The 25,309-nt window shown below is 35.9% G+C and carries 29 protein-coding genes; 12 read left to right on the top strand and 17 right to left on the bottom strand.

Annotated elements, in window-relative coordinates:
- Positions 1-38: 38 nt before the first annotated feature.
- The 5 genes from ACQKNI_RS16915 to ACQKNI_RS16895 form a co-directional block, all read right to left on the bottom strand.
- Positions 39-392 (bottom strand): DUF3992 domain-containing protein, encoded by a 354-nt coding sequence (locus ACQKNI_RS16915; RefSeq protein WP_088232413.1) that lies wholly within the window; start codon positions 390-392, stop codon positions 39-41.
- A 15-nt stretch (positions 393-407) separates the two neighbouring features.
- Positions 408-785: a DUF3992 domain-containing protein gene (locus ACQKNI_RS16910; protein WP_088232412.1), complete on the bottom strand. Its 378-nt coding sequence runs from the start codon at positions 783-785 to the stop codon at positions 408-410.
- A gap of 109 nt (positions 786-894) precedes the next feature.
- Positions 895-1,500, bottom strand: a complete 606-nt coding sequence (locus ACQKNI_RS16905) for a DedA family protein (protein ID WP_088232411.1) — start codon at positions 1,498-1,500, stop codon at positions 895-897.
- Positions 1,501-1,510: 10 nt separating this feature from the next.
- Positions 1,511-1,792 (bottom strand): YkvA family protein, encoded by a 282-nt coding sequence (locus ACQKNI_RS16900; RefSeq protein ID WP_088232410.1) that lies wholly within the window; start codon positions 1,790-1,792, stop codon positions 1,511-1,513.
- Between the two features lie 275 nt (positions 1,793-2,067).
- Positions 2,068-2,442, bottom strand: coding sequence for a VOC family protein (locus tag ACQKNI_RS16895; protein WP_088232409.1), 375 nt, complete (start codon positions 2,440-2,442; stop codon positions 2,068-2,070).
- A 108-nt stretch (positions 2,443-2,550) separates the two neighbouring features.
- Here ACQKNI_RS16895 and ACQKNI_RS16890 point away from each other — a divergent pair, with 108 nt between their 5' ends.
- The 4 genes from ACQKNI_RS16890 (at position 2,551) to brnQ2 (ending at position 5,155) form a co-directional block, all read left to right on the top strand.
- Complete coding sequence (locus tag ACQKNI_RS16890; protein WP_088232408.1) at positions 2,551-2,766, top strand: spore coat associated protein CotJA; 216 nt, start codon at positions 2,551-2,553, stop codon at positions 2,764-2,766.
- Between the two features lie 8 nt (positions 2,767-2,774).
- Positions 2,775-3,038, top strand: a complete 264-nt coding sequence (locus ACQKNI_RS16885; protein WP_136699588.1) for a spore coat protein CotJB — start codon at positions 2,775-2,777, stop codon at positions 3,036-3,038.
- Between the two features lie 12 nt (positions 3,039-3,050).
- Positions 3,051-3,620, top strand: a complete 570-nt coding sequence (gene cotJC / locus ACQKNI_RS16880; RefSeq protein WP_002170510.1) for a spore coat protein CotJC — start codon at positions 3,051-3,053, stop codon at positions 3,618-3,620.
- A gap of 218 nt (positions 3,621-3,838) precedes the next feature.
- Positions 3,839-5,155 carry a branched-chain amino acid transport system II carrier protein BrnQ2 gene (gene brnQ2, locus ACQKNI_RS16875; RefSeq protein WP_098840761.1) on the top strand — a complete coding sequence of 439 codons (1,317 nt, stop codon included), beginning with the start codon at positions 3,839-3,841 and terminating at the stop codon, positions 5,153-5,155.
- A 43-nt stretch (positions 5,156-5,198) separates the two neighbouring features.
- Here brnQ2 and ACQKNI_RS16870 read toward each other — a convergent pair whose 3' ends face one another.
- The 3 genes from ACQKNI_RS16870 to ACQKNI_RS16860 all read right to left on the bottom strand — a co-directional run bounded on the left by ACQKNI_RS16870 (position 5,199) and on the right by ACQKNI_RS16860 (position 7,902).
- Positions 5,199-6,212: an ABC transporter permease gene (locus tag ACQKNI_RS16870; protein WP_088232405.1), complete on the bottom strand. Its 1,014-nt coding sequence runs from the start codon at positions 6,210-6,212 to the stop codon at positions 5,199-5,201.
- A gap of 1 nt (position 6,213) precedes the next feature.
- Entirely contained in the window at positions 6,214-7,080 is an 867-nt protein-coding gene (locus ACQKNI_RS16865) for an ABC transporter permease subunit (protein ID WP_088232404.1), read from the bottom strand.
- A gap of 87 nt (positions 7,081-7,167) precedes the next feature.
- The gene (locus tag ACQKNI_RS16860; protein WP_088232403.1) at positions 7,168-7,902 is read right to left on the bottom strand and encodes a TIGR02206 family membrane protein; all 735 of its coding nucleotides are present in this window, start codon (positions 7,900-7,902) and stop codon (positions 7,168-7,170) included.
- Between the two features lie 211 nt (positions 7,903-8,113).
- Here ACQKNI_RS16860 and ACQKNI_RS16855 point away from each other — a divergent pair, with 211 nt between their 5' ends.
- From ACQKNI_RS16855 to entC, 4 genes are all read left to right on the top strand, one after another.
- Positions 8,114-9,217, top strand: a complete 1,104-nt coding sequence (locus tag ACQKNI_RS16855) for an efflux RND transporter periplasmic adaptor subunit (protein WP_088232402.1) — start codon at positions 8,114-8,116, stop codon at positions 9,215-9,217.
- Positions 9,214-9,888, top strand: a complete 675-nt coding sequence (locus ACQKNI_RS16850) for an ABC transporter ATP-binding protein (protein ID WP_000609103.1) — start codon at positions 9,214-9,216, stop codon at positions 9,886-9,888. Before ACQKNI_RS16855 ends, ACQKNI_RS16850 begins: the two co-directional genes overlap by 4 nt.
- 2 nt (positions 9,889-9,890) lie before the next feature.
- Positions 9,891-11,066, top strand: a complete 1,176-nt coding sequence (locus tag ACQKNI_RS16845; RefSeq protein ID WP_088232401.1) for an ABC transporter permease — start codon at positions 9,891-9,893, stop codon at positions 11,064-11,066.
- Positions 11,067-11,514: 448 nt separating this feature from the next.
- Entirely contained in the window at positions 11,515-12,864 is a 1,350-nt protein-coding gene (gene entC, locus ACQKNI_RS16840) for a cell wall-binding protein EntC (RefSeq protein ID WP_098252356.1), read from the top strand.
- Positions 12,865-12,958: 94 nt separating this feature from the next.
- Here entC and ACQKNI_RS16835 read toward each other — a convergent pair whose 3' ends face one another.
- On the bottom strand, positions 12,959-14,047 hold the full coding sequence (locus ACQKNI_RS16835; protein WP_088232399.1) for a DUF871 domain-containing protein: 1,089 nt from the start codon (positions 14,045-14,047) through the stop codon (positions 12,959-12,961).
- 321 nt (positions 14,048-14,368) lie between these two features.
- Here ACQKNI_RS16835 and ACQKNI_RS16830 point away from each other — a divergent pair, with 321 nt between their 5' ends.
- Positions 14,369-15,571 (top strand): MFS transporter, encoded by a 1,203-nt coding sequence (locus ACQKNI_RS16830; RefSeq protein WP_088232398.1) that lies wholly within the window; start codon positions 14,369-14,371, stop codon positions 15,569-15,571.
- A gap of 811 nt (positions 15,572-16,382) precedes the next feature.
- Positions 16,383-18,038 carry a Na/Pi cotransporter family protein gene (locus ACQKNI_RS16825; RefSeq protein ID WP_088232397.1) on the top strand — a complete coding sequence of 552 codons (1,656 nt, stop codon included), beginning with the start codon at positions 16,383-16,385 and terminating at the stop codon, positions 18,036-18,038.
- 36 nt (positions 18,039-18,074) lie between these two features.
- Here the strand turns inward: ACQKNI_RS16825 and ACQKNI_RS16820 are convergent, their stop codons facing one another.
- Positions 18,075-19,073, bottom strand: coding sequence for a YhdH/YhfP family quinone oxidoreductase (locus ACQKNI_RS16820; protein WP_088232396.1), 999 nt, complete (start codon positions 19,071-19,073; stop codon positions 18,075-18,077).
- A gap of 316 nt (positions 19,074-19,389) precedes the next feature.
- Here ACQKNI_RS16820 and ACQKNI_RS16815 point away from each other — a divergent pair, with 316 nt between their 5' ends.
- Both ACQKNI_RS16815 and ACQKNI_RS16810 read left to right on the top strand, forming a co-directional pair.
- On the top strand, positions 19,390-20,592 hold the full coding sequence (locus ACQKNI_RS16815) for an LCP family protein (RefSeq protein ID WP_141552126.1): 1,203 nt from the start codon (positions 19,390-19,392) through the stop codon (positions 20,590-20,592).
- 148 nt (positions 20,593-20,740) lie between these two features.
- Positions 20,741-21,181, top strand: a complete 441-nt coding sequence (locus ACQKNI_RS16810; protein ID WP_000642358.1) for a hypothetical protein — start codon at positions 20,741-20,743, stop codon at positions 21,179-21,181.
- A gap of 33 nt (positions 21,182-21,214) precedes the next feature.
- Here the strand turns inward: ACQKNI_RS16810 and ACQKNI_RS16805 are convergent, their stop codons facing one another.
- From ACQKNI_RS16805 to ACQKNI_RS16775, 7 genes are all read right to left on the bottom strand, one after another.
- The gene (locus ACQKNI_RS16805; RefSeq protein ID WP_098858846.1) at positions 21,215-21,979 is read right to left on the bottom strand and encodes a sulfite exporter TauE/SafE family protein; all 765 of its coding nucleotides are present in this window, start codon (positions 21,977-21,979) and stop codon (positions 21,215-21,217) included.
- A gap of 33 nt (positions 21,980-22,012) precedes the next feature.
- Entirely contained in the window at positions 22,013-22,492 is a 480-nt protein-coding gene (locus ACQKNI_RS16800; protein WP_098858845.1) for a DsrE/DsrF/DrsH-like family protein, read from the bottom strand.
- Between the two features lie 73 nt (positions 22,493-22,565).
- Complete coding sequence (locus ACQKNI_RS16795; protein WP_088232392.1) at positions 22,566-22,862, bottom strand: rhodanese-like domain-containing protein; 297 nt, start codon at positions 22,860-22,862, stop codon at positions 22,566-22,568.
- Positions 22,863-22,877: 15 nt separating this feature from the next.
- Entirely contained in the window at positions 22,878-23,237 is a 360-nt protein-coding gene (locus ACQKNI_RS16790) for a rhodanese-like domain-containing protein (RefSeq protein WP_427282508.1), read from the bottom strand.
- Between the two features lie 30 nt (positions 23,238-23,267).
- A complete protein-coding gene (locus tag ACQKNI_RS16785) occupies positions 23,268-23,495 on the bottom strand; it encodes a sulfurtransferase TusA family protein (RefSeq protein WP_088232390.1) in 228 nt (75 codons plus the stop codon).
- A gap of 33 nt (positions 23,496-23,528) precedes the next feature.
- Positions 23,529-24,659 carry an MBL fold metallo-hydrolase gene (locus ACQKNI_RS16780; protein ID WP_427282507.1) on the bottom strand — a complete coding sequence of 377 codons (1,131 nt, stop codon included), beginning with the start codon at positions 24,657-24,659 and terminating at the stop codon, positions 23,529-23,531.
- Positions 24,660-24,697: 38 nt separating this feature from the next.
- A complete protein-coding gene (locus ACQKNI_RS16775; RefSeq protein ID WP_088232388.1) occupies positions 24,698-25,258 on the bottom strand; it encodes a sulfurtransferase TusA family protein in 561 nt (186 codons plus the stop codon).
- Positions 25,259-25,309: the final 51 nt, after the last annotated feature.

The raw sequence follows: 25,309 nt of genomic DNA, 5'->3' as shown, positions 1-25,309 counted from the left end.
CATAGTTTGCACGGTTTTTATCGAAATATTGCAATATTCTATGATAAAGTATAACGAATCGTCATACAAAACTCTCCTGTTTCTGCCGCTGCCGTTCCAAGAATTGTAACCGTATCAAAACGACGAACTGTAAAGGATGCGCTACTTCCAGATGCAACAACAATTGTTTCCACCGGAGTCCCCGCTATCCCGCCACTATAAAACACAATCGTAACAGGTCCTGTTCCAGTCGTTACTTTTAAATACCCAGATGCGTAAATATCTTGAGAAATATTATCTGCATAAATAACTTCTGCTGTTGCCGACGCAGTCCAGTCAATGCACACTTTATCTTGCACAATTGTTTTTTGTGAATTTGCACAACATGAAAGATTAGTACTACAATTCCCCATTTCATTTTCCCCTCTCTATGAAATTAAATATCTTGTCGTAATACAAAATTCTCCTTGATACGTTCCTATCGGAGCTGGTGTCGTAATTTGAATAATATCAAAACGGCGGAACGTAAACGAAATACTTGTTCCTTCAGAAACGGTGAATGTTTGAATAGTTCCTCCGCCAGGACCTAGTACTGCTACTGTAATTTGGTTTGCAGGGCTAACGCCTGGACCTACATCGTAAGTTAAATAACCTGTTCCAACAATATTTTGGTTCACATTATTTGTATACACAGTAAACGTACTAGCAGCAGCACTAGACCACGGATTACAAACTTTATCTTGGACAAAATTATTACTATCATCCGAACAACACGTTAAAACTGTTCCTGAGCACTCACAAGACATAGTCTTTCCCTTCTTTCTTTTTTATTCCTTATATGTGTATGTCCTTCAGAGTCTTTTGCCTGTACTATTCATCCATTTTCAAAAAATATGCAAACTTCATTACTACTAACTAGATAGATTCCGTTTTGTTTCTTTTTTTCATAAATTTATAGATAAAGATACTAGCCACAATAAGAAGAACGCCCCCTAATATTGGTAGCATATACTCTCCAACAACATCCGCCGCTTTTGCCCAATGCGGACCTAATTTCATTCCAAAATAGACATATAAAGTCGTTAACGGGAACATTGCAACAAATGTATATATGATAAATTTCCATATGTTCATTTTCGCCATACCACACGGAACGGAAATAAGCGTTCGAACTCCCGGTACAAAACGTCCAACGAATGCTACAACTGGCCCATATTTCTCAAAGAAATCATCTGCTTTTTGAATTTGTTCTTCTTTAATAAAGAAGTATTTCCCGTATTTTATTAATAGAGGACGACCACCGTAATAACCGAGTGCATATAACGTTAATGGTCCTGTCGTTCCACCTAGTGTTCCAGCTAATACAGCTAGCCAAAAATTCATATCACCCTCGTATACCCAATACCCAACCATGGGCAAAACTACTTCTGCTGGAATAAATTCAAACGTTAATGCTAATACAACTCCAAAATAAGAAAACTGCTTTAAAAACTCGATTATATCTAAAATAATTTGCTCCATACTTTAACTCCTATCCTATATTCATATTATGCTTCTCTTGTAATTGCACTGGTGCCATTTTTACAATTCGGTTCAAAATGAATAACACGATTCCAATGTCATCTAGAATACCGATAAATGGTAAGAAGTCTGGAATGAAATCGAGTGGCATCGCAACATACCCAACTAAAAAAGCGATAGATAAAATTTTCTTCTTTATTGAAACCTCTTTTGAAGTAAAAAAGTCAAATAGGAATGGAACAAACTTGCGAACATGAAATACAACTCTTAATCTACTTATAAGTTTTTTCATTTTTATATCTCCTCTCTTTGTATACAAAAAGGACCCTACCAAATATGGTAAGGGTCCTAAAAAAGACAGAAAGGGGCCTTCACCATTGCTGGTAAAGGTCTCACTAACAACGAAACGTTGCCAATAAAGCCGAGGGTTTCTCCCTGTAATGACGACTTTACTGTAATAAGTTACTCCCCTTTATATACACAATTTTATACAATCACATTAAAATATTTACTTAGGCTTGTCAATATTTTTTTATTTGTATTCATACCATTACATGATAGAAGACTCTATTCCCCATTCTTTTTCGAAACAATTTGGAGCTTTAAACGATCGGGATCATAGAAGGTTATTCTTACTTCTTCACCATCGTATTCCTCCACAAATGATATACGATAAAATGCCAATTTTTTCTTTATCCGCTCGATATTTGTAGTTTTTAAAAATAGTTCCTTCACTGATGATGTGACAGTCTCTCTATACTCTCCCAGTCCCCTGTTTACAACAAAACAAATTCTCGTTGAACCAATATCATACCAAACACCTGTTACACGTAATTGTGGTCTCTCCTTACTCGGTTTAAAACCTAGAATCCCTTCATAAAAATATAATGTTTCCTTTAAGTTTTTAGATTCTAATACAACACTTGTTGTAATCCTTTCCATCCGCACTCCTCCTGTCTCTATTAGTTTTCTATATGAGTCATAATTTACAATTATGTACGAATACAATACATAGTGATCAATATTTCATTAATAAAGGAGGAGTGTAACATGGATAAATACATGAAATCCTACATACCTTTTCATGGACCAAACGATCCTTGCCCTCCAATTGGAAAAAAATATTACTCAACTCCCCCACACCTATTTATAGGCTTTCAACCACCTAACTTACCACAATTCCCACCAAAAGAAGCTTTAAGAAAAGGAACTCTATGGCCCGCTTTTTATGATTTTTATGAAAATCCTTACAAAAAAGGACGGTGAATAAAAACGTGACACAAACATTGCCGGATGAATATTACAAATGGATTGAAGAACTACAAGAGCTAGACTTCGTATTAGTGGAACTTACCCTCTATTTAGATACGCATCCCGATGATACTGCGGCTATAAATCAATTCAATGATTTCTCCTATAAACGAAGAGTATTACAGCAAAAAATTGAAGAAAAATACGGGCCACTTCAGCAGTTTGGAAATAGTTATTCTAACGCTCCATGGGAATGGAGCAAAGGACCTTGGCCATGGCAAATATAAAGGAGAGAAAATATGTGGATTTATGAAAAAAAATTACAATACCCTGTTAAAGTAAGTACCTGTAATCCCGCACTCGCCAAATTATTAGTTGAACAATATGGCGGTGCGGACGGTGAATTAGCTGCTGCTCTTCGTTACTTAAATCAACGTTATACAATTCCTGACAAAGTCGTCGGCTTACTAACCGACATTGGCACAGAAGAATTCGCACATTTGGAAATGATCGCGACAATGATTTATAAGTTAACAAAAGATGCAACACCAGAGCAAATGAAAGCTGCTGGATTAGACGCACAGTACGCTAATCACGATAGTGCTTTGTTTTATCATAATGCCGGCGGTGTTCCCTTTACTGCTACTTATATTCAAGCAAAAGGAGACCCTATCGCCGATTTATATGAAGATATTGCCGCTGAAGAAAAAGCACGAGCAACTTATCAATGGCTCATTGATTTATCTGACGATCCCGACATAAATGATAGCTTGCGATTTTTACGCGAACGAGAAATTGTCCATTCACAACGTTTCCGGGAAGCAGTGGAAATTTTAAAAGAAGAACGCGATCGAAAAATTTATTTTTAACACACGTATCCTAGCGATATGTGTTTTTTTTGCGTTTACAGTTAAATCCTTCCTATTAAACATATAAATAGTATATTTATTCGATTTAATGCATTATTTTTTAATATTTTCAAAATTCCCTATTGCTTTCTAGTCATCAGACCTTTAAAATAGTAACAGTTACTCGACAAATTATTTGAATTTTCGACAAAAACACTCATTAGGAGGATTTTCTTTATATGCGTACAACTTTAAAACCAGCGCAAATACTTTCGATTAGTTTATTACTATTCGCAGTTTTCTTCGGTGCTGGTAATATGATTTTCCCACCACTCCTTGGACTTTCTTCTGGAGAAAACATGTGGGTTTCCATTACAGGCTTTATTATTACAGACGTCGGTTTATCTTTACTGGCTATCGTCGCTGTTGCTCTTGCCGGTGGTAGTTTCAACACTTTAGCGAGCCGTGTTCATCCAAAATTCGCAGCAGTATTCGCTATCATCATTTATCTTTCTATCGGCCCACTATTTGTTATTCCACGAACTGGATCTGTATCTTATGAAATTGGGATTGCACCACTTTTCCCTGATCAATGGTATTCTATGTTAATCTTTAGTGCGATTTTCTTTACAGTCGTCTACTTCTTATCATTAAACCCATCCAAATTAGTAGATCATATCGGTAAAATCTTAACGCCAATTTTACTCGGAATTATTGCAATTATGGCAACAAAAGCGATTCTTTCACCAGGATCATTCACTGAGCCTATCGGTGACTATAAAGAAATTCCATTTTTCAAAGGATTTCTTGAAGGATTTTTAACATTAGATGCAATTGGAGCACTTGTATTATCAACGATTGTTGTAAATGCAATTCGTCAAAACGGTATACAAGATAAAAAGTCCATTGCAAAATATACAATTATTTGCGGAAGCATTGCTGCTCTATTCTTAACAATTGTTTATTTCTTACTCGGTTATATCGGCGCTTCAAATGGAAACTTAGGACAATTCGAAAATGGTGGTCAACTATTAGCGGTCATTATGTACCAATTCTTTGGGACAAGCGGGAATGTTTTATTAAGCATCGCTATTATCTTCGCTTGCTTAACGACAGCAATGGGCGTTGTAAGTGCATTCGCAAACTATTTCGCAACAGTCCTAACAAATGTATCGTACAAAAAACTTGTTTTATATGCTTGTTTATTTAGCTTTGTTATTTCAAACTTAGGATTAAGCTTACTAATAAAAATTACATTACCTGTATTAATCATTTTGTATCCAATTACAATCATTTTAATTTTCGTATCCTTTATTGATAAATATACGAAACGTAAACCTTCTGTCTACATCGGAGCGATGATTGCAGCATTTATTGTTAGCTGTGTTCATGCACTTGATAATGTGGGAATGATACCAGGATTTATTGCTAATATCGTACACACAATTCCGTTTTACAACTTAGGAATCGGTTGGATCGTTCCAGCAATAATCGGTGGTCTAATCGGATACTGTATTCCGCAAACAGAAGCTGAAGGTGAAGTTTCTGCAAAATAAAGAAAAGAAGCAAGCATTGATTATGCTTGCTTCTTTTTTATTTTCACATCGTATGTTTAAATGTAAACAGATCCTCTTTTGACTGTACAGCAGACTGTTCCTCTTTTACATCTATCTTCTTTATCTCTCCCCCTAATCGAACTTTCCTCATCGCCTCTTCTATACTTTTTACAATCATATTTCCTGAAAAAATAGTAAGCCCGAAAAATGTAATTGGGACAAGAGGAATCCATGGATGCACTGTTAAAGATCTAAAGTATACTCCAATTAAACCTGACCATTCATGTGTATAAGAATCTATTTCTTTCATCCCTGGAATCGGTCCACCATACTGGACCGTCCCACCAAAAAACACCTCAAGTAACCCTAAATGAAGTAAAATGGTCAAGGTTTGAGTAAACTGTTGAAGAAATACGAGTATAAACGTCATATTGAGATGTGGAAAAATATGCTTTATAACTATGTGTCTTCTTGATCCGCCTAATATGCGCGCGGCATCAATAAATTCTTCCGTTCTCAATTTACGAACTTCATTCGCAACATATAGTGCAATAACTGGCATCGCAAGCGCTACAAGTAATACCACTTGGAATGAAGCCCTTTCAAAGAAAGTTGTTGTTTCCTCTCCACTTCCAAATCTATTAACAGATTGAAGAAAGAAATACGCAATCATAACTGTTGGAATGACTGTAAAACTATCAAAGAAAGCCTCAATCTTTGCAAAGCCTCTTTTTATGTATGTTCCGAGCAGAACACCGAAAAACACACCCATTACCATTCTAAGTAATGCGATTAAAAACGATATTCCAATCGTCCACTTTGCTCCCTCAATTACTAAATGTAAAAGGTCATATCCATTCCGGTCTGTCCCAAGTAAAAATTGTGATGAAGGTGAAAACGGTGGCACTTCTGGGTTTCCAGCCGCATCATATTGTAGTGTAACTTTTCTAATCTGCCCATCATTCCATATCGTATTTCCGATGCTCAAAAGAACTAATATGAGAAAAAATCCAATACTTATCCAAAACCTTTTATCACGTTTTATGTACATCCACATATTATAATCTCTCCTTCATTGCAGCTGGAACGAGATAATGAAACAGTTTAAATAAAATAAAAATCGGAATATAAATAAGTAGTACACTAACGATGAAAACCTCAACCCTAACATCCGGATACGATTTCAAAAACATAAAAATACCTTTTATATTAAAAATCCATTCTATAATATATAAATTTGATAACATGAACCATATATTCGTTTTTGCAAAGAAAAGTGTACTAAGCAACACATTTCGTAAAATATGGCGATTTAAAATATGAAAGCGATTCAACCCCTTTGCCTTAGCAAATAATACATAATCTTTTTCTAGTTCATTTTCAAAACGAAGCACTAACAGTTTCACAAACATAATCGTAGTCGGGATGCTCAAACAAAATATCGGCAATCCTCTAATGGACTCGCCTCCAATTGTCGCAATTTTAAAAGGTAAAAAGCCTGTCTGCTTAAAAAACCATATAACTAAAAGTTGTGATCCTAAAATAAGAAGAATGTCTGGAATGGATTCTAGAAAGATGAGAAACGATTTAATTCGATGTTGTATACGCGGTGAACTAATCATAATCATATAAACAATACAAAATGCTACCAACAATGAAATGCAAAATGCAGTCAAGAAAATAATCATTGTTTCTTTATAATGAACAAACAACTGTGGAAATAAAAATTTATCACTTGCATATTGCAAATTGGAAATATCCATTAATTTCGCAAATACTTCTTTTAGACTCTCTATGTACGCTGATACATTCAGCTCAAATCCATAAAATAATTTCGGCAGTGCCCCTAAAAAAATAATACCCAAAATTGAAATGATAAATTGAATTGTCATTTCCATCCCATTCAAAAAAACTCTCTTTACCATTTTCTCCCTTCTCTCTCTATAATTTACTCTTTAATTTTATTCTTAATTTTCCGAATTGTAAATATTTACAACAAAAAAATCACTAGGTTATGATCCTAGCGATTCTTTATGCACATGCTTTTCACTTTTGGAAAACGGCATATACAAAATGAAACATCCAATAAGCGCTACAACTTCTAATGAAATAATATAGTAAGGATGCGGCCCTAACATATCGAGTAATGAAGCTGTTTCTGGCTTATGGGCTAAAAACATATAATTACCGCCTGTTTTATAATTTACGAATGAAACAATTGGAATTAATATGTTTAAAAATATCATTGTGCGTTTAATAGATTGCAATGTAGGACGATATCCTTCTACCCAAGTCATAAAGAGCGGTGCCCAAATAAGTAATACATGTGCAAGGAAAAATTCTATAAAGCGAAAATGCGGAAAAGCATACTGCAAGTTTGGTGTTAAAATAGCTTGTGATGCACCGATAATTCCTGTAAAAAAGACAATCTCGTATATTCGATAACTTTTCATTACAATCATAATCGATGCTAATAATAAACTTATTGTACATAACTCAAATGGCAATGAAGTGCCTAGCTCAAAAATCCCTGCTTTCCACTCCCACATATGAAGTCCAATTTCACTCCCTATAAATAAAAATGCAATCGCGTATCGAACCGTTATATTCCACTTACTTTGACGTAATACATTTTGGTATTGATACAGAAAAACGATCCCTACCAACATAATAAATAATATAATGGCATGTTGCCTTGAATATGGAATAAATGGTTTTAATGGATGCGCACTAAAATAAGCTTCCATCTTCCTTCCTCCTCTCCTTCATCCAATATTATTGTAAGAAAGAAACAACGAGTCAATTCATTTGCTTAGGCTGGGACAACCTCTACCTTACATCTACATATTCATACCTTACAAAACTGTAAGGTTATTGTAAGCTAAAACGATTTGTCAGATTCCTTCCCTCTTCTATACTGAATGTAGATACTAAAACGAACGAAAAGGTGATAAATAGATGAAGAAGAAAAATAAAGTGTTAATTACTAGTGTAGTAGCAATCGGAATTGCAGCTGGATCATATTTTGCATTTGCTGGTGGCGGTTCAGAAGTAGCGATGGCATATAGCGGTTATAAAGTTACAGAAAAACAAATTGAAAATGCACAAAAATTTGGCGGCGAAGTTATTCCAAACGGAATTGAAACCATTTCATTCGATCCAACAAAAGGTACGTACGAATTAGCTGTTAAAAAAGGGGATGAAGTGAAAAAAGGTCAGCTCCTGTTTAAATATAATGATCCTACAGCTAAACAAGGTGTAACGGAAGCAGAAATGCAAAAGAAAATCGCACAAAAAGAAGTAACATTGTATCAAAAACAAATTGATGCAGCGAAGCAAAAATTACAAAAAGATAAAAATGCTGGTCTTCCTCAGGAAGCATTAAAAGCATCGGAAGTCGAAGTGCAGCAATTAGAATCACAACTTGAAATGAAAAAGTTTGAAGTTGAAAAATCTGATGAAATGATTAAAGCAGCAAAAGAGAAAGTAAATACTCTTACTGTAACAAGCCCCGCTGATGGCGTAATTGATGATATCGTGAAAACTGCTGATGAAAAAACCGGTATGAGCGGCATTACACTTCGTCACGCTGGTCCATTTAAAGTAAAAGGTCAAATTTCTGAATATGAGCTTGCTAGTATGAAAGTTGGGCAAGAAGTAACTGTTTCATCAAAAACGGTTGCTGGTAAGACTTGGACAGGAAAAGTAACAGAAATCGGCTCTACTCCATTAAAGAGTATGGACGAAAACAAAACAGTTTCTAACTATCAATTCACTGTCACTTTAGATAATAGTGAAGAATTACAAAACGGCTTCCACGTTTACGTAACGAGTAAATCAGGCGAAGCAACTGGTACGGTTGTTCCGAAGAGCAGTATTGTGAAAAAAGGAGACAAAAATGTTGTCTTCGTTGTAAAAGATGGTAAAGCGAAAGAACAAGCCGTTACGGTTGAATTCGAGACAGATAGCGAAGCAAAAGTTTCTGGAGTGAAAAAAGGAGAAGAAATTATCTCTAAACCTGAAAAAGACTTAAAAGATGGTATGGAGGTTGTCACTCAATGATTAACTTAAAAGGCATCACGAAATCTTTCCAAAACGGTGCTGAATCAGTTCAAATACTACACGGAATTGACGTAACACTAAATCAAGGAGAATTTACTTCTATTATGGGGCCATCTGGTTCTGGTAAATCAACTTTAATGAACATTATCGGTTGTTTAGATAAACCAACGACAGGTACGTACGAACTAGCTGGTCAAAACATTTCAAACATGTCTGAAACAGAACTTGCACGTGTTCGTAATAAAGAGATCGGATTTGTATTCCAAAACTTTATGTTACTACCAAGACTTACAGCACTTCAAAATGTAGAGCTACCTCTTATTTACGCCGGAGTCGATAAAAAAGAAAGACGTGAACGCTCATTAGCTGCTTTAACAAAAGTTGGTTTAGCTGATCGTGCTACTCACTTACCGAACGAATTATCCGGTGGACAAAAGCAGCGTGTCGCAGTCGCACGTGCAATCGTAAATAACCCAAAATTCATCTTAGCCGATGAACCAACGGGAGCACTTGATACGAAAACGAGTACACAAATTATGGACCTCTTTTACGAATTAAACAAACAAGGATCTACAATCATTATGATTACCCATGACCGTGAAATCGGGGAAGCTGCAGCACGTCAAATTGTAATTCGTGACGGAAATATCGTCCAAGATTGGAGAGGTTAATTTTGAACACAAGTGAAAATATACGCATGGCCCTTTCCTCTATCTTTGCCCATAAAATGCGTTCTATCTTAACGATGTTAGGTATTATCATCGGTATTAGTGCCATTATTACTATCATTTCAATGGGTGATGGTACAAACGCAAAGTTTAAACAAGAGTTAGGCCAAGGAAAAGATAATGAAGTAACGATTTACTACAACAATCCCGATTTTGGAACAGATAGTGCCAAAATTAATGCTGATATGCTGAAACGTCTTCAAACTGTACCAGGGGTTAAAGATGTTTATCCAGATGTAAGTATGCAAATCAATGCTTCAGCTGGATCAAAAACTACCTCTCTCAACTTAAAAGGTGGCACTGGTAGCTTTATGACAGATGAGAAACTAAAATTAGTTCACGGTCGTGAATTAAACGATAATGAATTAAACCAAGCAATTCCTGCGATTATATTAAATGAAGAAGCTTTCAATAAATTATTTAATGGTTGGGAATCAAATTTATATGCCGATATAAAAGGAAAACCATATAAAATAGTCGGTGTGTATGAAACAAAAAATGATTTCGGAATGGCTATGGCGGAAGGTTATACATCGCTTGAAAATGCTCCTGTCATTTCTGGAGTAACTGAATATGAAACTGTAAAACTAACACTAGTTTCTCCAGCAGAACGTAAAAGTGTAGAAAAACAAGCCGTTTCCATTTTAAATGAAATGAAAGCTCCTAAATTTGAGCATAAATTTGAAGCCCAGGACTTAGGTGACTTTACGAAGCAACTAGACGAATCAATTGGTATGATGAAAATGGTATTCGGTGGTATCGCCGCTATCTCCTTACTTGTTGGTGGTATCGGTGTAATGAACATCATGCTTGTGTCTGTAACAGAACGTACACGTGAGATCGGTATTCGTAAAGCACTTGGTGCAACACGTGGTAAAGTATTAATGCAATTCTTAATTGAATCTTGTATTTTAACAGGGCTCGGTGGTTTCATCGGATTCATGCTCGGTATTTTCTTCGCTTGGATCGTCTCAATCTTTGCCGGATGGCCACTTGTTATCTCAAAAGAACTTGGACTTCTGTCAGTAGGTATCTCAATGCTAATCGGTATTGCATTCGGCTTACTACCAGCTAACAAAGCTGCAAAACTTGATCCAATTGAATGTTTACGATATGAGTAAGTAAAAAACGTAGGAGTTTGCACTCCTACGTTTTTTATTTACCTATCAAATCATGTTTCTTCTATTATATATGTTTCACGTTATAAACACCTTTCATTATTTTAACGTACTAAAGCCATTATAGAATTCTATTATTTCAAAAATAATATGTAACAAGCCAAATGCAAGACGTAATTTCTTCCATGCCTCGACTTATTTTGTAACAATTATAACGATATTTCATTGATTTTCACTTAATATATATAGTCACCCACTAAAAATAGTTATTATTACATAACTACTTACCTGTTCCGACAGCAAAATACACTGTTTCTGTAACATTTAAGAAAAACTATAGTAATAGTTTCGAAACATTATTAATCTAATAGAAATTGAAATACTCTCCATTTTATGTTTCATATGCTCTTATCCCCCAAACAAACTATAAGAAAGCGCTTTTAGGATATTACTGGAATTATTACAGAATATTAATGACCCGTTACGAAAGCTTTGTAATTTTATGTTTTTCGCAAATAAGAAAATAATGGTTGCTATAATGAGGTCAACGAAAACAAATGCAATGGAGGCTATTATGAAAAAAATTATGGGTATAGCAACAGCAGCGGTTTTTGGTCTTGGGATTTTCACAACATCTGCTAAAGCAGAAACAATCGTAACGACTGATGTACTAAATGTACGAGAAAACCCAACTACTGAATCAAAAGTTGTCGGAAAGTTATTAGATGGATATAAAGTAAATGTTTTACATACAGAAAATGGTTGGTCAAAAGTTAAATTAAACAATGGTAAAGAAGCTTTCATAAGCGCTGACTACACAAAAGATACGTATTACGTAACAGCAAATGTATTAAACGTACGTGCTGGTGCAAATACAGACTCAGAGATTCTTGGTAAATTGAAAAAAGATGATGTAATTGAAACAACACACCAAGTTGAAAATGGTTGGATCCAATTTGAATATAACGGAAAAACAGCTTATGTTCATGTCCCTTACTTAACAGGTACAGCTCCAGTTAAAGTTCAACCAGTAGTTAAAGCTGAAAAAACAACTACAGTTCAAGATACAGCTAACGCTCGTGAAGCAGTTAAAGCAAAGGAAGTAGCTGAAACTCAAGCAAAAGCTCAAGCAGAAGAAGCAACTAAAGCTCGTGAAGCAGCTGAAGCCGAGGCAGCAGTTAAAGCTCAGGAAGCAGCTAAGGCCCAGGAAGCAGCTAAAGCTCAAGAAGCAGCTAAAGCTCAGGCTGAAGCTCAAGCTCAAGCAGAAGCTAAGGCTCAAGAAGCGGCTAAAGCCCGTGAAGCAGCTAAAGCTCAGGCTGAAGCTCAAGCTCAAGCAGAAGCTAAGGCTCAAGAAGCGGCTAAAGCTCGTGAAGCAGCTAAAGCTCAGGCTGAAGCTCAAGAGGCAGCTAAAGCTCGTGAAGCGGCTAAAGCTCAAAAACCAGCTACACAACAACCTGTTGCAAAAGAAACTGAAACAAGTGCACCATCATCTTCTCGTGAGTTACAAGTTGTAGCGACAGCTTACACAGCAGATCCACTTGAAAATGGTTATAAAGCAGGCGACCAAGTAAAATCAGCTATGGGTCATAACTTAACAGCTAATCCAAACATGAAACTAATTGCAGTTGATCCAAGTGTCATTCCATTAGGTTCAAAAGTATGGGTTGAAGGTTACGGAGTAGCAATCGCTGGTGATACTGGTGGAGCTATTAAAGGTAATAAAATTGACGTTTTAATGCCTGATAAAGCTACATCAAGTAACTGGGGGCGTCAAACAGTTACAGTGAAAATTTTAAACTAATTACTATGTAAAAGAGTCAGTCTCCATGTTGAGACTGACTCTTTTTTATCATTCTTACATTCTTTCTCTCCCGTCCAAATTAAATCTATCCTCTCTATTTCTTTAATGTAAATCCAAATTTATCCCATGCTTGTAAATAGTCTAATAAGAAAATCTCTTCCTCTACAATTCGACCAACTACATTTGTTTTTCCTGTATTCACCATATCTTTTAGCGCGATTTGTAATTCACCTTTATACTGACCATATTGTTCATTATCAATTAAAAGATCACCACGCTTAATTTCACGCGTATTATGAGGTTTAAACTCTTCTTTTTTATATTTCACACGGCTTTGTGTAGAACGAATCATATATTCCGATACATCCCCTCGATAAAAATGAGGTTCGTCTAACACAATAATTCTTTCTAATTCTGTCGTTGTATCATATAGTCCTATATCAAATGTTTGTTTCTCTTTATTTAATGCACCTAGCGCTTGTAACTCTTCTTCTGATGCATATGCATTCGCAATAATAACATCATCAATTAATTCTGTCGCAAATAGGTGCTTTGCCTGTGTTGTCATCGGTAATTCACGATGCTGCTCTAACGTACATAATCCTTCTGTTACTGGCCAAGGCCCATATGTTGCATCAAATGATGAAATAAATGCAGCTGTTCTCATGCCGTAATCTTTAAATTGTTTCGAGCATGTAATGAAATGATCGTATGATAATCCTGAATAACGGTGTGGATAAAAGTTATGACAACCAATTAAATTTTCACGATTTGGTCTATGACTCATAATGTTATCTACATATTTCGTACCGTTACTCATATTAATCTCGATTTTTAATCCATATGGGTTGTACGTCATAATTGATTCTTCTAATCCTGAAAAACCAACATCTAAACGAATACCATACGCACCTAGTTCATGGAAGAACGATAAATCGTTATATGAAATACCAAGTTGTTCAAAAACAGATGGACTAATATCAACTAACACTTGGAATCCTAATGCATTCGCATGCGAAATCGTTTCCTTAAACTCTTCTATAATTTTCTCTTTCTCTCCATCCACAGATAGTAAACATGTGAACACACGTGTAAATCCGTATTTACTTGCTAATGTTAAATACTCTTTATCTTTCTCCACTGTTGAATGTTCTGGATAAATAGAAATACCTAATCGTCTCATATGTACACGCCTCTTTCTTCATCGTTTTGTAAACCTTTTCAAATATATGTAGTGAAAAAATATATATCCCCTTCTCATTCACCACTTTTTTGAATCCGCTTTCTTTAAAGAAAAAACAATTTCTATCATTCATAACAACTACAAGTCTATACATCTATACTTTACATCTTTTTTTCATAGTTGTGTAGCTTTTACACAAATTTGTCAGTTTTTTCGTTTTAAAAATTGTTATCCGTTTTCAAGACATCTTCCTTGACTGTTACGTTGACCACTACATATACTCGAAAGAAAAGAGAAGACTTTTATATAGGGGATGAATATATGGGAGAAGCAATACTCGTAAAACGAGAACCGTTATGGACAAAAGAGTTTGTCGCTTTAATTTTTGCAAACTTATGTATGTTTTTAGGGTTTCAGATGTTAATTCCGACTTTACCTGTTTATGTGAAAGAAATTGGTGGCACAAGTTCCAATATCGGATTTGTTGTCGGGATGTTTACCGTGGCGGCACTTTTTGTTAGACCGCTAACTGGAAACGCCTTGCAGAAATTCAATAAAAAAATCATTTTAATGATCGGTACTGCTATTTGTTTACTTGCTATGGGCAGTTACCTTTTCGCCTCAACTGTTTTTCTCTTGCTAGCCGTTCGTATTTTACATGGCGCTGGTTTTGGTATTACAACGACTACATATGGAACTGTCGTTTCTGATTTAATTCCAGCAGCACGCCGTGGAGAAGGAATGGGATATTTCGGCCTTTCTGGAACAATCGCAATGGCGCTCGGTCCACTAATCGGACTATGGCTTATGCAAACATATAACTTTACTATTCTTTTTTTATGTGCGCTCTCTTGCACAATAGCTTCATTAATATTAACGAAATTACTTCAAATCAAAAAAACGAAACAACCACCACAGCAATCATCTGGTACTTTTCTCGATGGATTTATTGAGCGTAAAGCTTTACTTCCTTCATTATTAATATTATGTATTACATTAATGTACGGCGGGATCGGAAGTTTTATCACGCTATTCGCTACCGAAGTCGGCATTGCTGATATAAGCCTCTTCTTCTTATTTAATGCACTGGCAATCGCTGTTACTCGTCCGTTTTCTGGAAAATTATATGATGCGAAAGGTCATGCATTCGTTATTATTCCAGGAGTTATTATTACGTTTACAGGTATTATTCTACTGTCGTATACAACTACAATTCCGAGTTTAATTCTTGCAGCAGCATGTTACGGAAGTGGCTTCGGAGCAATTCAACCTGCACTACAAGCATGGATGATTGACCGCGTAGCACCACACCGACGAGGAGTCGCAACAGCTACATTCTTCTCTGCATTTGACCTTGGAATTGGCGCTGGAGCCATTATTTTTGGGTTCATTGCACATTTTACAAACTATGCAACTGTATATCGTTATTCCTCTCTTTTACTTATTGCTTTCCTGTTCATTTACATCACAAGCTTACGGAAACAAAAACAGAAAGGTAAAATAAACGAAAAAGCCGTTGGATAATGTTAACTCGCTCTATTTCAAAGTACTTAAACAAAAAAATCATATATACACAAATGCAAAAAGCAGTGGATTCCTCCAAAAATCACACTGCTTTTTGCATTGTATTGAAAGATGAACCATTGTTCTATTTATTCCTGTTGTTCGTATGATATTAATATATAGAACGAATTGGAGGAAATGTTGATGAAGGCAATAGTGTACACAAAATACGGTCCCCCCGATGTTCTTCAAATGTAAAGCATAATAATGACTCCTACTAAAGTGAAACTCTCTTGTTAGCAACCCCATCAGGATTGTACGCAAATAACCGGATTAAAGAAGTACACTGCGCACAATTTTTATTATACGAAGTACTCAAACTTTTTCAACATAAAAAACAGGGCAAATTCATATACGAATTGCTCTTTTTTATTGTTGTAAGCACTTCAAAAAAGACGGTTTAAAATCATTCAATCGTTTTTGCTTTCATTTCAAACCTCCCCATTTTCCCCTACATATTTTTCTAATTTTAATCAAAAATATGCAAAGAATCATTATTATGAATACGGTGAAATTTTACTTAGCGCATCCAATTTGGATAGTTTACCTCTCCTATTTTTACTATCTGTAAATAGTTTGATAAATGTGACTTCTTTACAAAACGATTGGATATATTAGCCGAAAAACCAATTAAATACAGGTATTTCTTTAAAGATTTGTAAACTTTTCATCACTTTGTAAATTTAGTGTAAATTTTACTAGCAAACCGTTTACAGTGCCTCAAGGTTTAGTTAATAATTACATCGTACATGAAATTTAAGGAGTGGAATGCGTGGAATATAATGTTCAAGATATGATCTTCCAGTTCATTGGTGGATTAGGTATTTTCTTATTCGGGATTAAATACATGGGCGATGGACTGCAACAAGCAGCTGGAGATCGTCTTCGCGATATTCTAGATCGCTTTACAACAAACCCACTTATGGGTGTACTAGCAGGTATGTTAGTTACAGTCCTAATCCAATCAAGTTCAGGAACAACCGCTTTAACAGTCGGACTTGTAAGTGCCGGATTTATGACATTAAGACAAGCAATTGGTGTTATTATGGGTGCGAACATCGGAACGACAGTTACTGCATTTATTATCGGAATTAAAATCGGAGAATACGCTCTCCCAATTATGGCAGTTGGAGCAATCTTACTATTCTTCTTTAAAAATAAAAAAGTACATTCTGTAGGTCAAGTTATCTTTGGTTTTGGTATGTTATTCTTCGGTTTAGAACTAATGAGCACAGGTATGAAACCTCTTCGCTCTTTAGAGTCATTCCAAGAATTAATGGTTAGCATGAGTGATAATCCAATTTTAGGCATTATTGTCGGTACAGTCTTCACTTTAATTGTACAAAGCTCAAGTGCAACAATCGGTATTTTACAAGAATTATTCGGTCAAGGTGCAATCGACTTACAAGCTGCTCTTCCTGTATTGTTCGGTGATAATATCGGTACAACAATTACAGCTGTATTAGCAGCAATCGGTACTTCAATTGCAGCAAGACGTGCGGCATTAGTTCACGTTATCTTTAACATCGTCGGTACAATTATTTTTACGATTTTATTAGTACCATTTACAAATTTAATTCAATATTTCCAAACGTCATTAAATTTAAATCCAGAAATGACCATTGCATTTGCACACGGAACATTTAACGTAACGAATACAATTATTCAGTTCCCATTCATTGCAGCATTAGCATGGATTGTAACAAAAATTATTCGCGGTGAAGATGCATCTATTGATTTCAAACCGCAACATTTAAATCCAATCTTTATTGAACAATCTCCAGCCATCGCTTTAACAGAAGCTCAAAAAGAAATTATTCGTATGGCTGAATTTTCATTACACGGATTAAAAGAAGCAAACCAATTTTTAAATACACAAGATAAAAAACACGCTGACATGGCTACTCAACTAGAAGGAGCTATTAACAATTTAGATAAAAAAATTACCGAGTATTTAGTTTTACTATCAGAAAAACCACTTTCACCTACAGACTCTGAGAAACATTCCGTTTTAGCAGGTGTTGTTGGAGATATTGAACGTGTCGGTGATCATGTAGAAAACCTTGTAGAACTTGTAGACTTCCAAATTTCAAACCGTGTTTCACTATCAGGTGAAGCATTAGCTGAACTAAATGAAATGCTTGCATTAACAATTTCAACATTACAAGACGCAGTTGAAGCTTTAACAAACTTCGATACTGAACTAGCACAAACAGTTATTGCAAAAGAACGTAAAATCGACCAAATGGAACGTGTTCTTCGTAAACGTCACGTATTACGTCTAAACGAACGCAGCTGTTCAGGTGATGCAAGTATTATCTTCGTTGATATGGTAAGTAACTTAGAGCGTATCGGCGATCACGCTGTAAATATCGCTGATGGTGTTTTAGGAGAACAAGGAAAAATCAATTTAAAACAATCATTATAATGAAGAAAAGAGACGCTATATTACGCGTCTCTTTTTTCATTTCATTTTTACAACTGTTCTTCCTTTTAACTTTCCTTGCAATATAAATGTAAACTTCTCATCTAATTCTTCTAATGTACATTCTTCTGTATAAGATAATAGCTCTGTATTTTTCCACTCATCAGCTAACAATGCCCACACTTCTCTTCTCATGTCTACCGGACATTGAACTGAATCTATTCCTAAAAGGCTAATCCCTCGTAATATGAATGGATATACCGTTGTATGTAACTCATGCCCCGCTACGTTACCACACGTCGTGACACAACCTTCATTCCGCACCAATTTCAAAGCTGTTTCTAACATACTTCCGCCTACAGTATCGATAACTCCAGCGTATATCCCTTTAAGCATCGGTCTTCCTGATTCATCACTCAATTCCGCGCGGTGAATCACCTTTTTTGCCCCTAGACGCAGTAGCATCTCTTCTTCATCCATTTTTCCTGTTGCTCCTACTACGTTATATCCTAACTTACTTAAAATACTAACCGCTACACTACCTACGCCGCCTGTAGCACCTGTTACTAAAACATCTCCCATACTAGGCATTATGCCTGCTCCAATAAGCTTATATACCGATAAAGCAGCTGTAAAACCTGCTGTCCCGTACATCATACTTTCCTTTAATGACATTCCCTCTGGTAAAGGGATGATCCAAGATGCTGGCACGCGAATATATTCTCCGAAACCACCAGAAGTATTCATACCTAAATCATATCCCGTTACAATGACTTGATCTCCTACCTTAATGGTTTCATCTTCACTACTCACAACTTCTCCTGCGGCATCGATTCCTGGCGTATGAGGATATGTTCTCGTAACACCTTTATTTCCAGTAGCTGAAAGGGCGTCTTTATAATTTAATGACGAATAATGAACCCGTATTAGCACATCTCCCTCAGGTAAACTACTTACTTCTCTCTCAACAACTTCTCTTTCAAACTGATGATTTTCCGTTTCGTTCACAACAATTGCTCGGAATGATGTATGATTCATTATGCTCTTTCTCCTTTATCCGTAAAATTCTTCTTTATTATATAGAAAATATACGTACGGCTACTCGTTTCTTCTTGGCTATATTTCAACAAATCTTACTTCTCTCTCACTTTCTCACAATACATATTTTCATTTCTACTAAAACAACTTATACTTATTCTACATCTCAAAAACAAAATATGAAAAATCTGACTTTTTATAAATATATTGAATTTTTACGAAATGTAAATGATTTGTAATGTTTTTTTTCGTCAAATTTCATTATAATAAGTGGATATGAGTGTCGTATTTCAATCCAAATGAAGGAGTACAAGAAATGGAGCAAAACCCATCTTTGCAAGAAAATACACGCAATAAACCGAAAAAAAGTAAGAAAAAAACAAAAATTATTATAAGCGTTATTCTATTCTTTTTACTAGTAGGTGGCGGTTATACTTGGTTTTTAGTAAATAAAGCATCTTCTGCTGTTCGAAATGCCGCACACGATTTAGCGCGCGGTGATAAATCTGATTTACGTGACAAAGCTGTAAAACCTATTACGAACAATGTCTCTGTCTTAATAATGGGTGTTGATGAAAGCGATGTCCGAGGAAAAGATTATGGTGAAGCTATAAGAACGGATGCACTATTACTTGCAACGTTTAATAAAGATAGCAAAACTGTGAAGCTATTAAGTATTCCACGAGACACATATACTTATATTCCAGTTGAAAAGAAGAAAGATAAAATAACACACGCTCATGCATACGGTTCTGCTAAAAATGGCAAAAACGGTGGACCACAAGCAACCATTGATGCAGTTGAAAAATTAATGAATGTTCCTGTCGATTACTTTGTAAAATTCAACTTTAAATCATTTATAAAAATCGTCGATGACTTAGGCGGTATTGAAGTTGATGTACCAGTTGAATTTACTGAGCAAGATAGCAATGATAATGCCGAGGCAATTCATCTGCAAAAAGGTGTCCAAAAATTAAATGGCGAAGAGGCTCTTGCTCTTGCCAGAACACGACACATTGATAGTGATGCGATGCGTGGACAACGTCAACAACTCGTTATTGAAGCGATTTTAAAGAAAGTAACAGACGTTGGATCTGTAACAAAAGTTGGAAACATCATTGATGATATTAACGGACAATTCGTTACAAACTTAACATTCGATGATATGCTTTCATTCTATAAGTACGGATCGGATTCAGAAATTGAGAAATTACAAATTCAAGGTGAAGACTGTTACATGGCAAAAGGTGATGATACATGTAGCCAATCTGCTGGTGGTGGCCGAACATATTACTACAACCCAGATAAAAAAGAATTAGCAAAAGTTACAAACGAACTTCGTGCTCACCTTGGACTACCTGCATATACAAAAACTGACTCTGATTCGAAAAAAACAAATTCAGAGAAGACAAAAGAATCTAAGTCCGAAAATACGAGTGAACGCGAATCAAGTAATAATGACGTAGAAAATAATAATAGTAGTGAAGATACAGAAACATCGTCTAATGACAATGAATAATATAGAAGCAGTGCTCTATGGAGGTAGAGCACTGCTTCTTTTTATTCATTTAAAACTAAAAATCAGAACTTTCTAACTATCTTTTTTAATATTTTTAAATTATAATAAATGATAGTAATCTATTCCAATTACCAGGGGGCTCATACATATGAAAGCTGCAGTAAAACATAACATTTCAGATTTTAAAGACTACTTAAAATCAAACGATATATACATGGAAGAAAATATAGATGAAAATGATGGTTCTGTACACTTTTCAGTAGGATTAGAGACAGAAGCTGGCGCAAAAATTCAACTTATCGCTGCTTTTGAAAACGAAAATCCTACTGTGGATATATACTGCTTCAATGTTGCTCATGTACCTGATGAAACATCAACAAATGACATTTTACATGTCATCAATGAATTAAACACATCTTATCGATTTGCAAAATTCACGCTAAATAAGCAAAATGCAATTGATATTTCAACATCTCTTGCATTCTCAGAACCAAACTTTAATCCAGCACTTGTCTTTGAACATACGAGAATGCTATATAAATTAGCGAATGACGAATATAAAAACTTAATGAAAGTTATTTGGGCATAAACAAAAGGATGGGCTGCAAGCAGCACCATCCTTTTATTTCGATATCATATCCATCCACATCTTAACAGCAGTACCTACAATTAAAACCGATAACATATATTGCAGTACTTTTTGATTCATCCTCTTCCCAACTCTTGCTCCAAGCGGCGCAGCAAAGATGCTAGCGATCGCAATAATAAGAGCTGGAATCACCACTACTTGCCCAGTCAGCACTTTCCCTGTCGTAATTCCTATTGAAGAAATAAATGTGACTGCAATTGATGTTGCAATCGTCATCCGTATCGGTAACTTTAAAATGACTAGCATAATTGGAACTAATAAGAAAGAACCTCCAGCTCCTATAATGCCTGATGCTCCGCCTACAATAAACGCTAGCAAGCTTGCTAACCATTTATTATATTTCACTACTCCGCTGTTATTTTTTTTCGGTATAAACATCATCACAGCTGCAATCGTAGCTAACAGTGTATACACAACATTGACTGTATGTTCCTCTAATACATTAGCACCGAAACTCCCTATGAAGCTTCCTATTAATATACTAGCGCCCATGTACACAACTAACGTTTTATCCATATCTTTATTCTTTCGATATGCCCATGCGCCTGCAAAAGTTGCAAAGAATACTTGTACTGCTGTAATACCGCTCACTTCATGTGACGTATAACCATCAAATCCTAGTAGTACCGGAATGTATAAGATCATCGGATAATTAATAATCGCACCGCCAATTCCAACCATTCCTGATATAAACGATCCTATAAACCCAATTATAAAAAGTAATACGACTAAACTCACCTTATATCCCCCGCCTTCTTAAAAGAAGGTGATTTAAACGAATAAGTTTACATTCCCATCCGAAGCATCTGCTAAATATGCTCCTACTCCAGCAAACTCTACCCCTTCCATAATCTCTTCCTCTTTTAACCCTAATAAATCTACCGTCATTTGACAAGCCACAAGTTTCACACCTTGCTCTTTCGCCAAATCAATTAAATCTGGTAAAGGCATCGCATTATGTTTTTTCATAATACCTTTTATCATCTTTGGTCCCATACCGGCAAAATTCATTTTAGATAACCCCATTTTATCCGCACCACGTGGCATCATCTTTCCAAATACCTTCTCTATGAAAGTTTTCTTTACTTCCACATGCTCATCTTTCCTTAACGCATTTAACCCCCAAAAAGTATGAAAAATAGTCACCTCTTGATCATACGCCGCTGCACCATTTGCAATAATATAAGCAGCCATCGCTTTATCATAATCTCCGCTAAATAAAACGATTGTTGTTCTCTTCTGATGTTCCATGTTGTTCCTCCTCCGAATTACCTATAGGGGTATTTTATTACTCGTAAAAAAGCTCAAATCATTTATCTCTGTACTATACGACTTTACCTTCCCACGCTAACATACCACCTGCCATATTGATTGCTTGAAAACCGTAGCTCTCTAAAAACTGAACGGCCCTTGCACTTCTTCCTCCTGATCGACAAACGATAATATATTCTTTATTTTTATCCAACTCATGCATTCGAAACTCTAGTAAACCTAACCTAATAGGAAGCACGCCGGGAATTTTCCCTTCCGCCACTTCTTCTACTTCACGAACATCAATTACATGTAACTCTTCATTTCGTAACAATCTTTCCTCTACTTCTTTCGCTGTTATTTCTTTCATTTTGATATTCCTTCCTTACAAAGCGTTCATACCGCCTGAAACATTGATAACGTGCTGAAACCCTAATTTCTTTAATACTTTTGCTGCTTGTTTACTTCTCATCCCGCTCTGACAAATAATGATGACTTCCTTATTTTTATCTAATTGATTTGCTTTACTAGCTAACTCATTTAGCGGGATATTCTGAAATCCTTTCATATGATTTCCTCTATATTCACCTACTGTACGAACATCGATAAATTGTTCCCCCTTTTTTCCCGCTATACTCTTTAATTCTTTTCCACTTATATTTTGAACACCTTTTACCGGTAAAAACCGTGAAATAACAAACCCTGCAGCAAGTACAATGAAAAGCGTACTTAATATTGTATTCATATAACCAACCTCTCTACATTTATAAGCCTACTACGCCTTCTTAATCCAAAATTTCAGCACATCGGCTTCTTCTGTATGCTTCACGATGTCATGACCACCTTTATTTGCCCACGCTGGAATATCCTTAACTGATCCTTTGTCCGTTACATGTACTTCTAATACTTCTCCAGTTTGTAACGCATCCATCGCTCTCTTCGTTCTCACAATTGGCATTGGACATGCTAAATCTTTCGCATCTAATACTTGTTTTACATTCATCTTCTATTCCTCCAGTTTATTGTTTATTATTAATCAATCATGAACTGCGCAACGATTTGGACCAATCTCCATTTCACGCTCTTCATCTGCACTCGGATGAATTTTCCCCATATTCGTTTGGCGAATTTCTTCATATGCATTTGGCTGAGGCGGTAAGTTCTCTGTCACGATTTTACGAAACTCTGCCTCATCGACAATATTTAATCCTACATTCTCCTTAAATAGATCTTGTAAATTCGCACTTACAATACCTCTTTCATCCATCTCACTTATTTTTGAATAATGAGCTGGTAAAACTATTAACTCTGGAGACAGTTCCTTATAGCGCTTATATAACGTATTTCGTAAATCACTCACCCAATCTTCAGCCTTACCAGCAAGATCTGGACGCCCAATTGAATCTACAAATAAAATATCGCCTGATAATAAATAGGAATCATCTACAATAAATGATGTACTTCCAATCGTATGCCCCGGTGAGTATAATGCGTCAATTTCAATTTTAGTACCCCCCACCGTAATAACAGATCCTTCTACAAGCGGTTCATACGAGAAAACAACTTCCTTCGCATCTTTTGGAGGTAACCAATACGTACCACCTACTTTTTCAGCTAATTTACGTCCGCCAGAAATATGATCTGCATGTAAATGTGTATCCATTACATTCGTAATCGTAACGCCATGCTCTTTCGCAAACTCCGCGTATGCTTCAACCGTTCTTACCGCATCAATAACTGCCGCTTCACCGTTTGAAACGACCATATAAGATAAACAGCCTTTTCCAAGGCGGTTAAATTGATATATACTTCCTCCGCCCTGTACATCTCCTACTTTTAACGGCTTTACATATTCACTCCAAGCTTTCATACCGCCAGCTAAATAGGAAACATGGTTGAAACCGGCATCCAACAATTGCTCTGCAACAAACTGCGAAGAACCTTCCTTCGCACATACGACTAAAATTTCTTTCTCCCTCGGCAATTCACTTACAATATGATCTACACCATCTAATAAATCAAAATACGGTTGATTTATAGAAGAGATTTGTTTCCCTTCAATTTTCCACTCTTCATAATCCGTCTCATTACGAACATCTAAAATAAACAACTCTCCGAATAAAACTTTCTCAGCCACATCTTTTGCTTGTAACGATTTAACGCTCATGCAATTACCCCCTTAGGTATATTTTCATTCAAAAAAATTTACTTCTCTATATTCCCTTGCCACTCTAACATACCTGGAATGACATTTTTCACATTTGAATAACCTTTCTCTTTCAACATGTGGCAAGCTACATCACTACGGTTACCAGTTCGACAAACAACATATATTTGCTTCTCCTGATCTAAAAAAGCACCGTCTAACTCACCTAATGGCACCGAAATGGCAGATGGAATATGACCAAAAGCAAACTCCGCCGCTTCGCGAACATCGAGTATGATACATTCTTCTCCGCGAGATACTATATCCTGTAATTCCGCATTCGAAATTGTATAAGGATATTTCACAACTTCATTCACTTCATGCTCGTGTGCTTTTCTAACGTAATGCATCAAAATATCACCCTCCTGTTTCGTCCCAATATATTGGTGTCCTACTTTATTCGCCCAGCTTTGTATGTCTACTGTAGACCCTTTATCTGTCGCCTCAATTTCAATCACTTTTCCTGACGCCAATCCTTCCATCGCCTTCTTCGTTTTCACAATCGGCATCGGACAAGCCAAACCTTTACAATCTAAACTCATATCCACTTTTATAATCATAGTCGATTCCTCCTTAATTCATATACATATACCTGTAGGGGTATATTAAAA

The sequence above is a fragment of the Bacillus sp. NPDC094064 genome, assembly GCF_050279585.1.
In the GTDB taxonomy this organism is placed as follows: domain Bacteria; phylum Bacillota; class Bacilli; order Bacillales; family Bacillaceae_G; genus Bacillus_A.
Note: the sequence above shows the minus strand (reverse complement) of the source record. Positions and strands in the feature narration are given on the sequence as shown.

Coding starts and splice junctions, on each gene's coding strand:
- ACQKNI_RS16915 (WP_088232413.1), bottom strand. CDS start 392: ATGGGGAATTGTAGTACTAATCTTTCATGTTGTGCAAATTCACAAAAA.
- ACQKNI_RS16910 (WP_088232412.1), bottom strand. CDS start 785: ATGTCTTGTGAGTGCTCAGGAACAGTTTTAACGTGTTGTTCGGATGAT.
- ACQKNI_RS16905 (WP_088232411.1), bottom strand. CDS start 1,500: ATGGAGCAAATTATTTTAGATATAATCGAGTTTTTAAAGCAGTTTTCT.
- ACQKNI_RS16900 (WP_088232410.1), bottom strand. CDS start 1,792: ATGAAAAAACTTATAAGTAGATTAAGAGTTGTATTTCATGTTCGCAAG.
- ACQKNI_RS16895 (WP_088232409.1), bottom strand. CDS start 2,442: ATGGAAAGGATTACAACAAGTGTTGTATTAGAATCTAAAAACTTAAAG.
- ACQKNI_RS16890 (WP_088232408.1), top strand. CDS start 2,551: ATGGATAAATACATGAAATCCTACATACCTTTTCATGGACCAAACGAT.
- cotJC (WP_002170510.1), top strand. CDS start 3,051: ATGTGGATTTATGAAAAAAAATTACAATACCCTGTTAAAGTAAGTACC.
- brnQ2 (WP_098840761.1), top strand. CDS start 3,839: ATGCGTACAACTTTAAAACCAGCGCAAATACTTTCGATTAGTTTATTA.
- ACQKNI_RS16870 (WP_088232405.1), bottom strand. CDS start 6,212: ATGTGGATGTACATAAAACGTGATAAAAGGTTTTGGATAAGTATTGGA.
- ACQKNI_RS16865 (WP_088232404.1), bottom strand. CDS start 7,080: ATGGTAAAGAGAGTTTTTTTGAATGGGATGGAAATGACAATTCAATTT.
- ACQKNI_RS16860 (WP_088232403.1), bottom strand. CDS start 7,902: ATGGAAGCTTATTTTAGTGCGCATCCATTAAAACCATTTATTCCATAT.
- ACQKNI_RS16855 (WP_088232402.1), top strand. CDS start 8,114: ATGAAGAAGAAAAATAAAGTGTTAATTACTAGTGTAGTAGCAATCGGA.
- ACQKNI_RS16850 (WP_000609103.1), top strand. CDS start 9,214: ATGATTAACTTAAAAGGCATCACGAAATCTTTCCAAAACGGTGCTGAA.
- ACQKNI_RS16835 (WP_088232399.1), bottom strand. CDS start 14,047: ATGAGACGATTAGGTATTTCTATTTATCCAGAACATTCAACAGTGGAG.
- ACQKNI_RS16830 (WP_088232398.1), top strand. CDS start 14,369: ATGGGAGAAGCAATACTCGTAAAACGAGAACCGTTATGGACAAAAGAG.
- ACQKNI_RS16820 (WP_088232396.1), bottom strand. CDS start 19,073: ATGAATCATACATCATTCCGAGCAATTGTTGTGAACGAAACGGAAAAT.
- ACQKNI_RS16815 (WP_141552126.1), top strand. CDS start 19,390: ATGGAGCAAAACCCATCTTTGCAAGAAAATACACGCAATAAACCGAAA.
- ACQKNI_RS16810 (WP_000642358.1), top strand. CDS start 20,741: ATGAAAGCTGCAGTAAAACATAACATTTCAGATTTTAAAGACTACTTA.
- ACQKNI_RS16800 (WP_098858845.1), bottom strand. CDS start 22,492: ATGGAACATCAGAAGAGAACAACAATCGTTTTATTTAGCGGAGATTAT.
- ACQKNI_RS16795 (WP_088232392.1), bottom strand. CDS start 22,862: ATGAAAGAAATAACAGCGAAAGAAGTAGAGGAAAGATTGTTACGAAAT.
- ACQKNI_RS16790 (WP_427282508.1), bottom strand. CDS start 23,237: ATGAATACAATATTAAGTACGCTTTTCATTGTACTTGCTGCAGGGTTT.
- ACQKNI_RS16785 (WP_088232390.1), bottom strand. CDS start 23,495: ATGAATGTAAAACAAGTATTAGATGCGAAAGATTTAGCATGTCCAATG.
- ACQKNI_RS16780 (WP_427282507.1), bottom strand. CDS start 24,659: ATGAGCGTTAAATCGTTACAAGCAAAAGATGTGGCTGAGAAAGTTTTA.
- ACQKNI_RS16775 (WP_088232388.1), bottom strand. CDS start 25,258: ATGATTATAAAAGTGGATATGAGTTTAGATTGTAAAGGTTTGGCTTGT.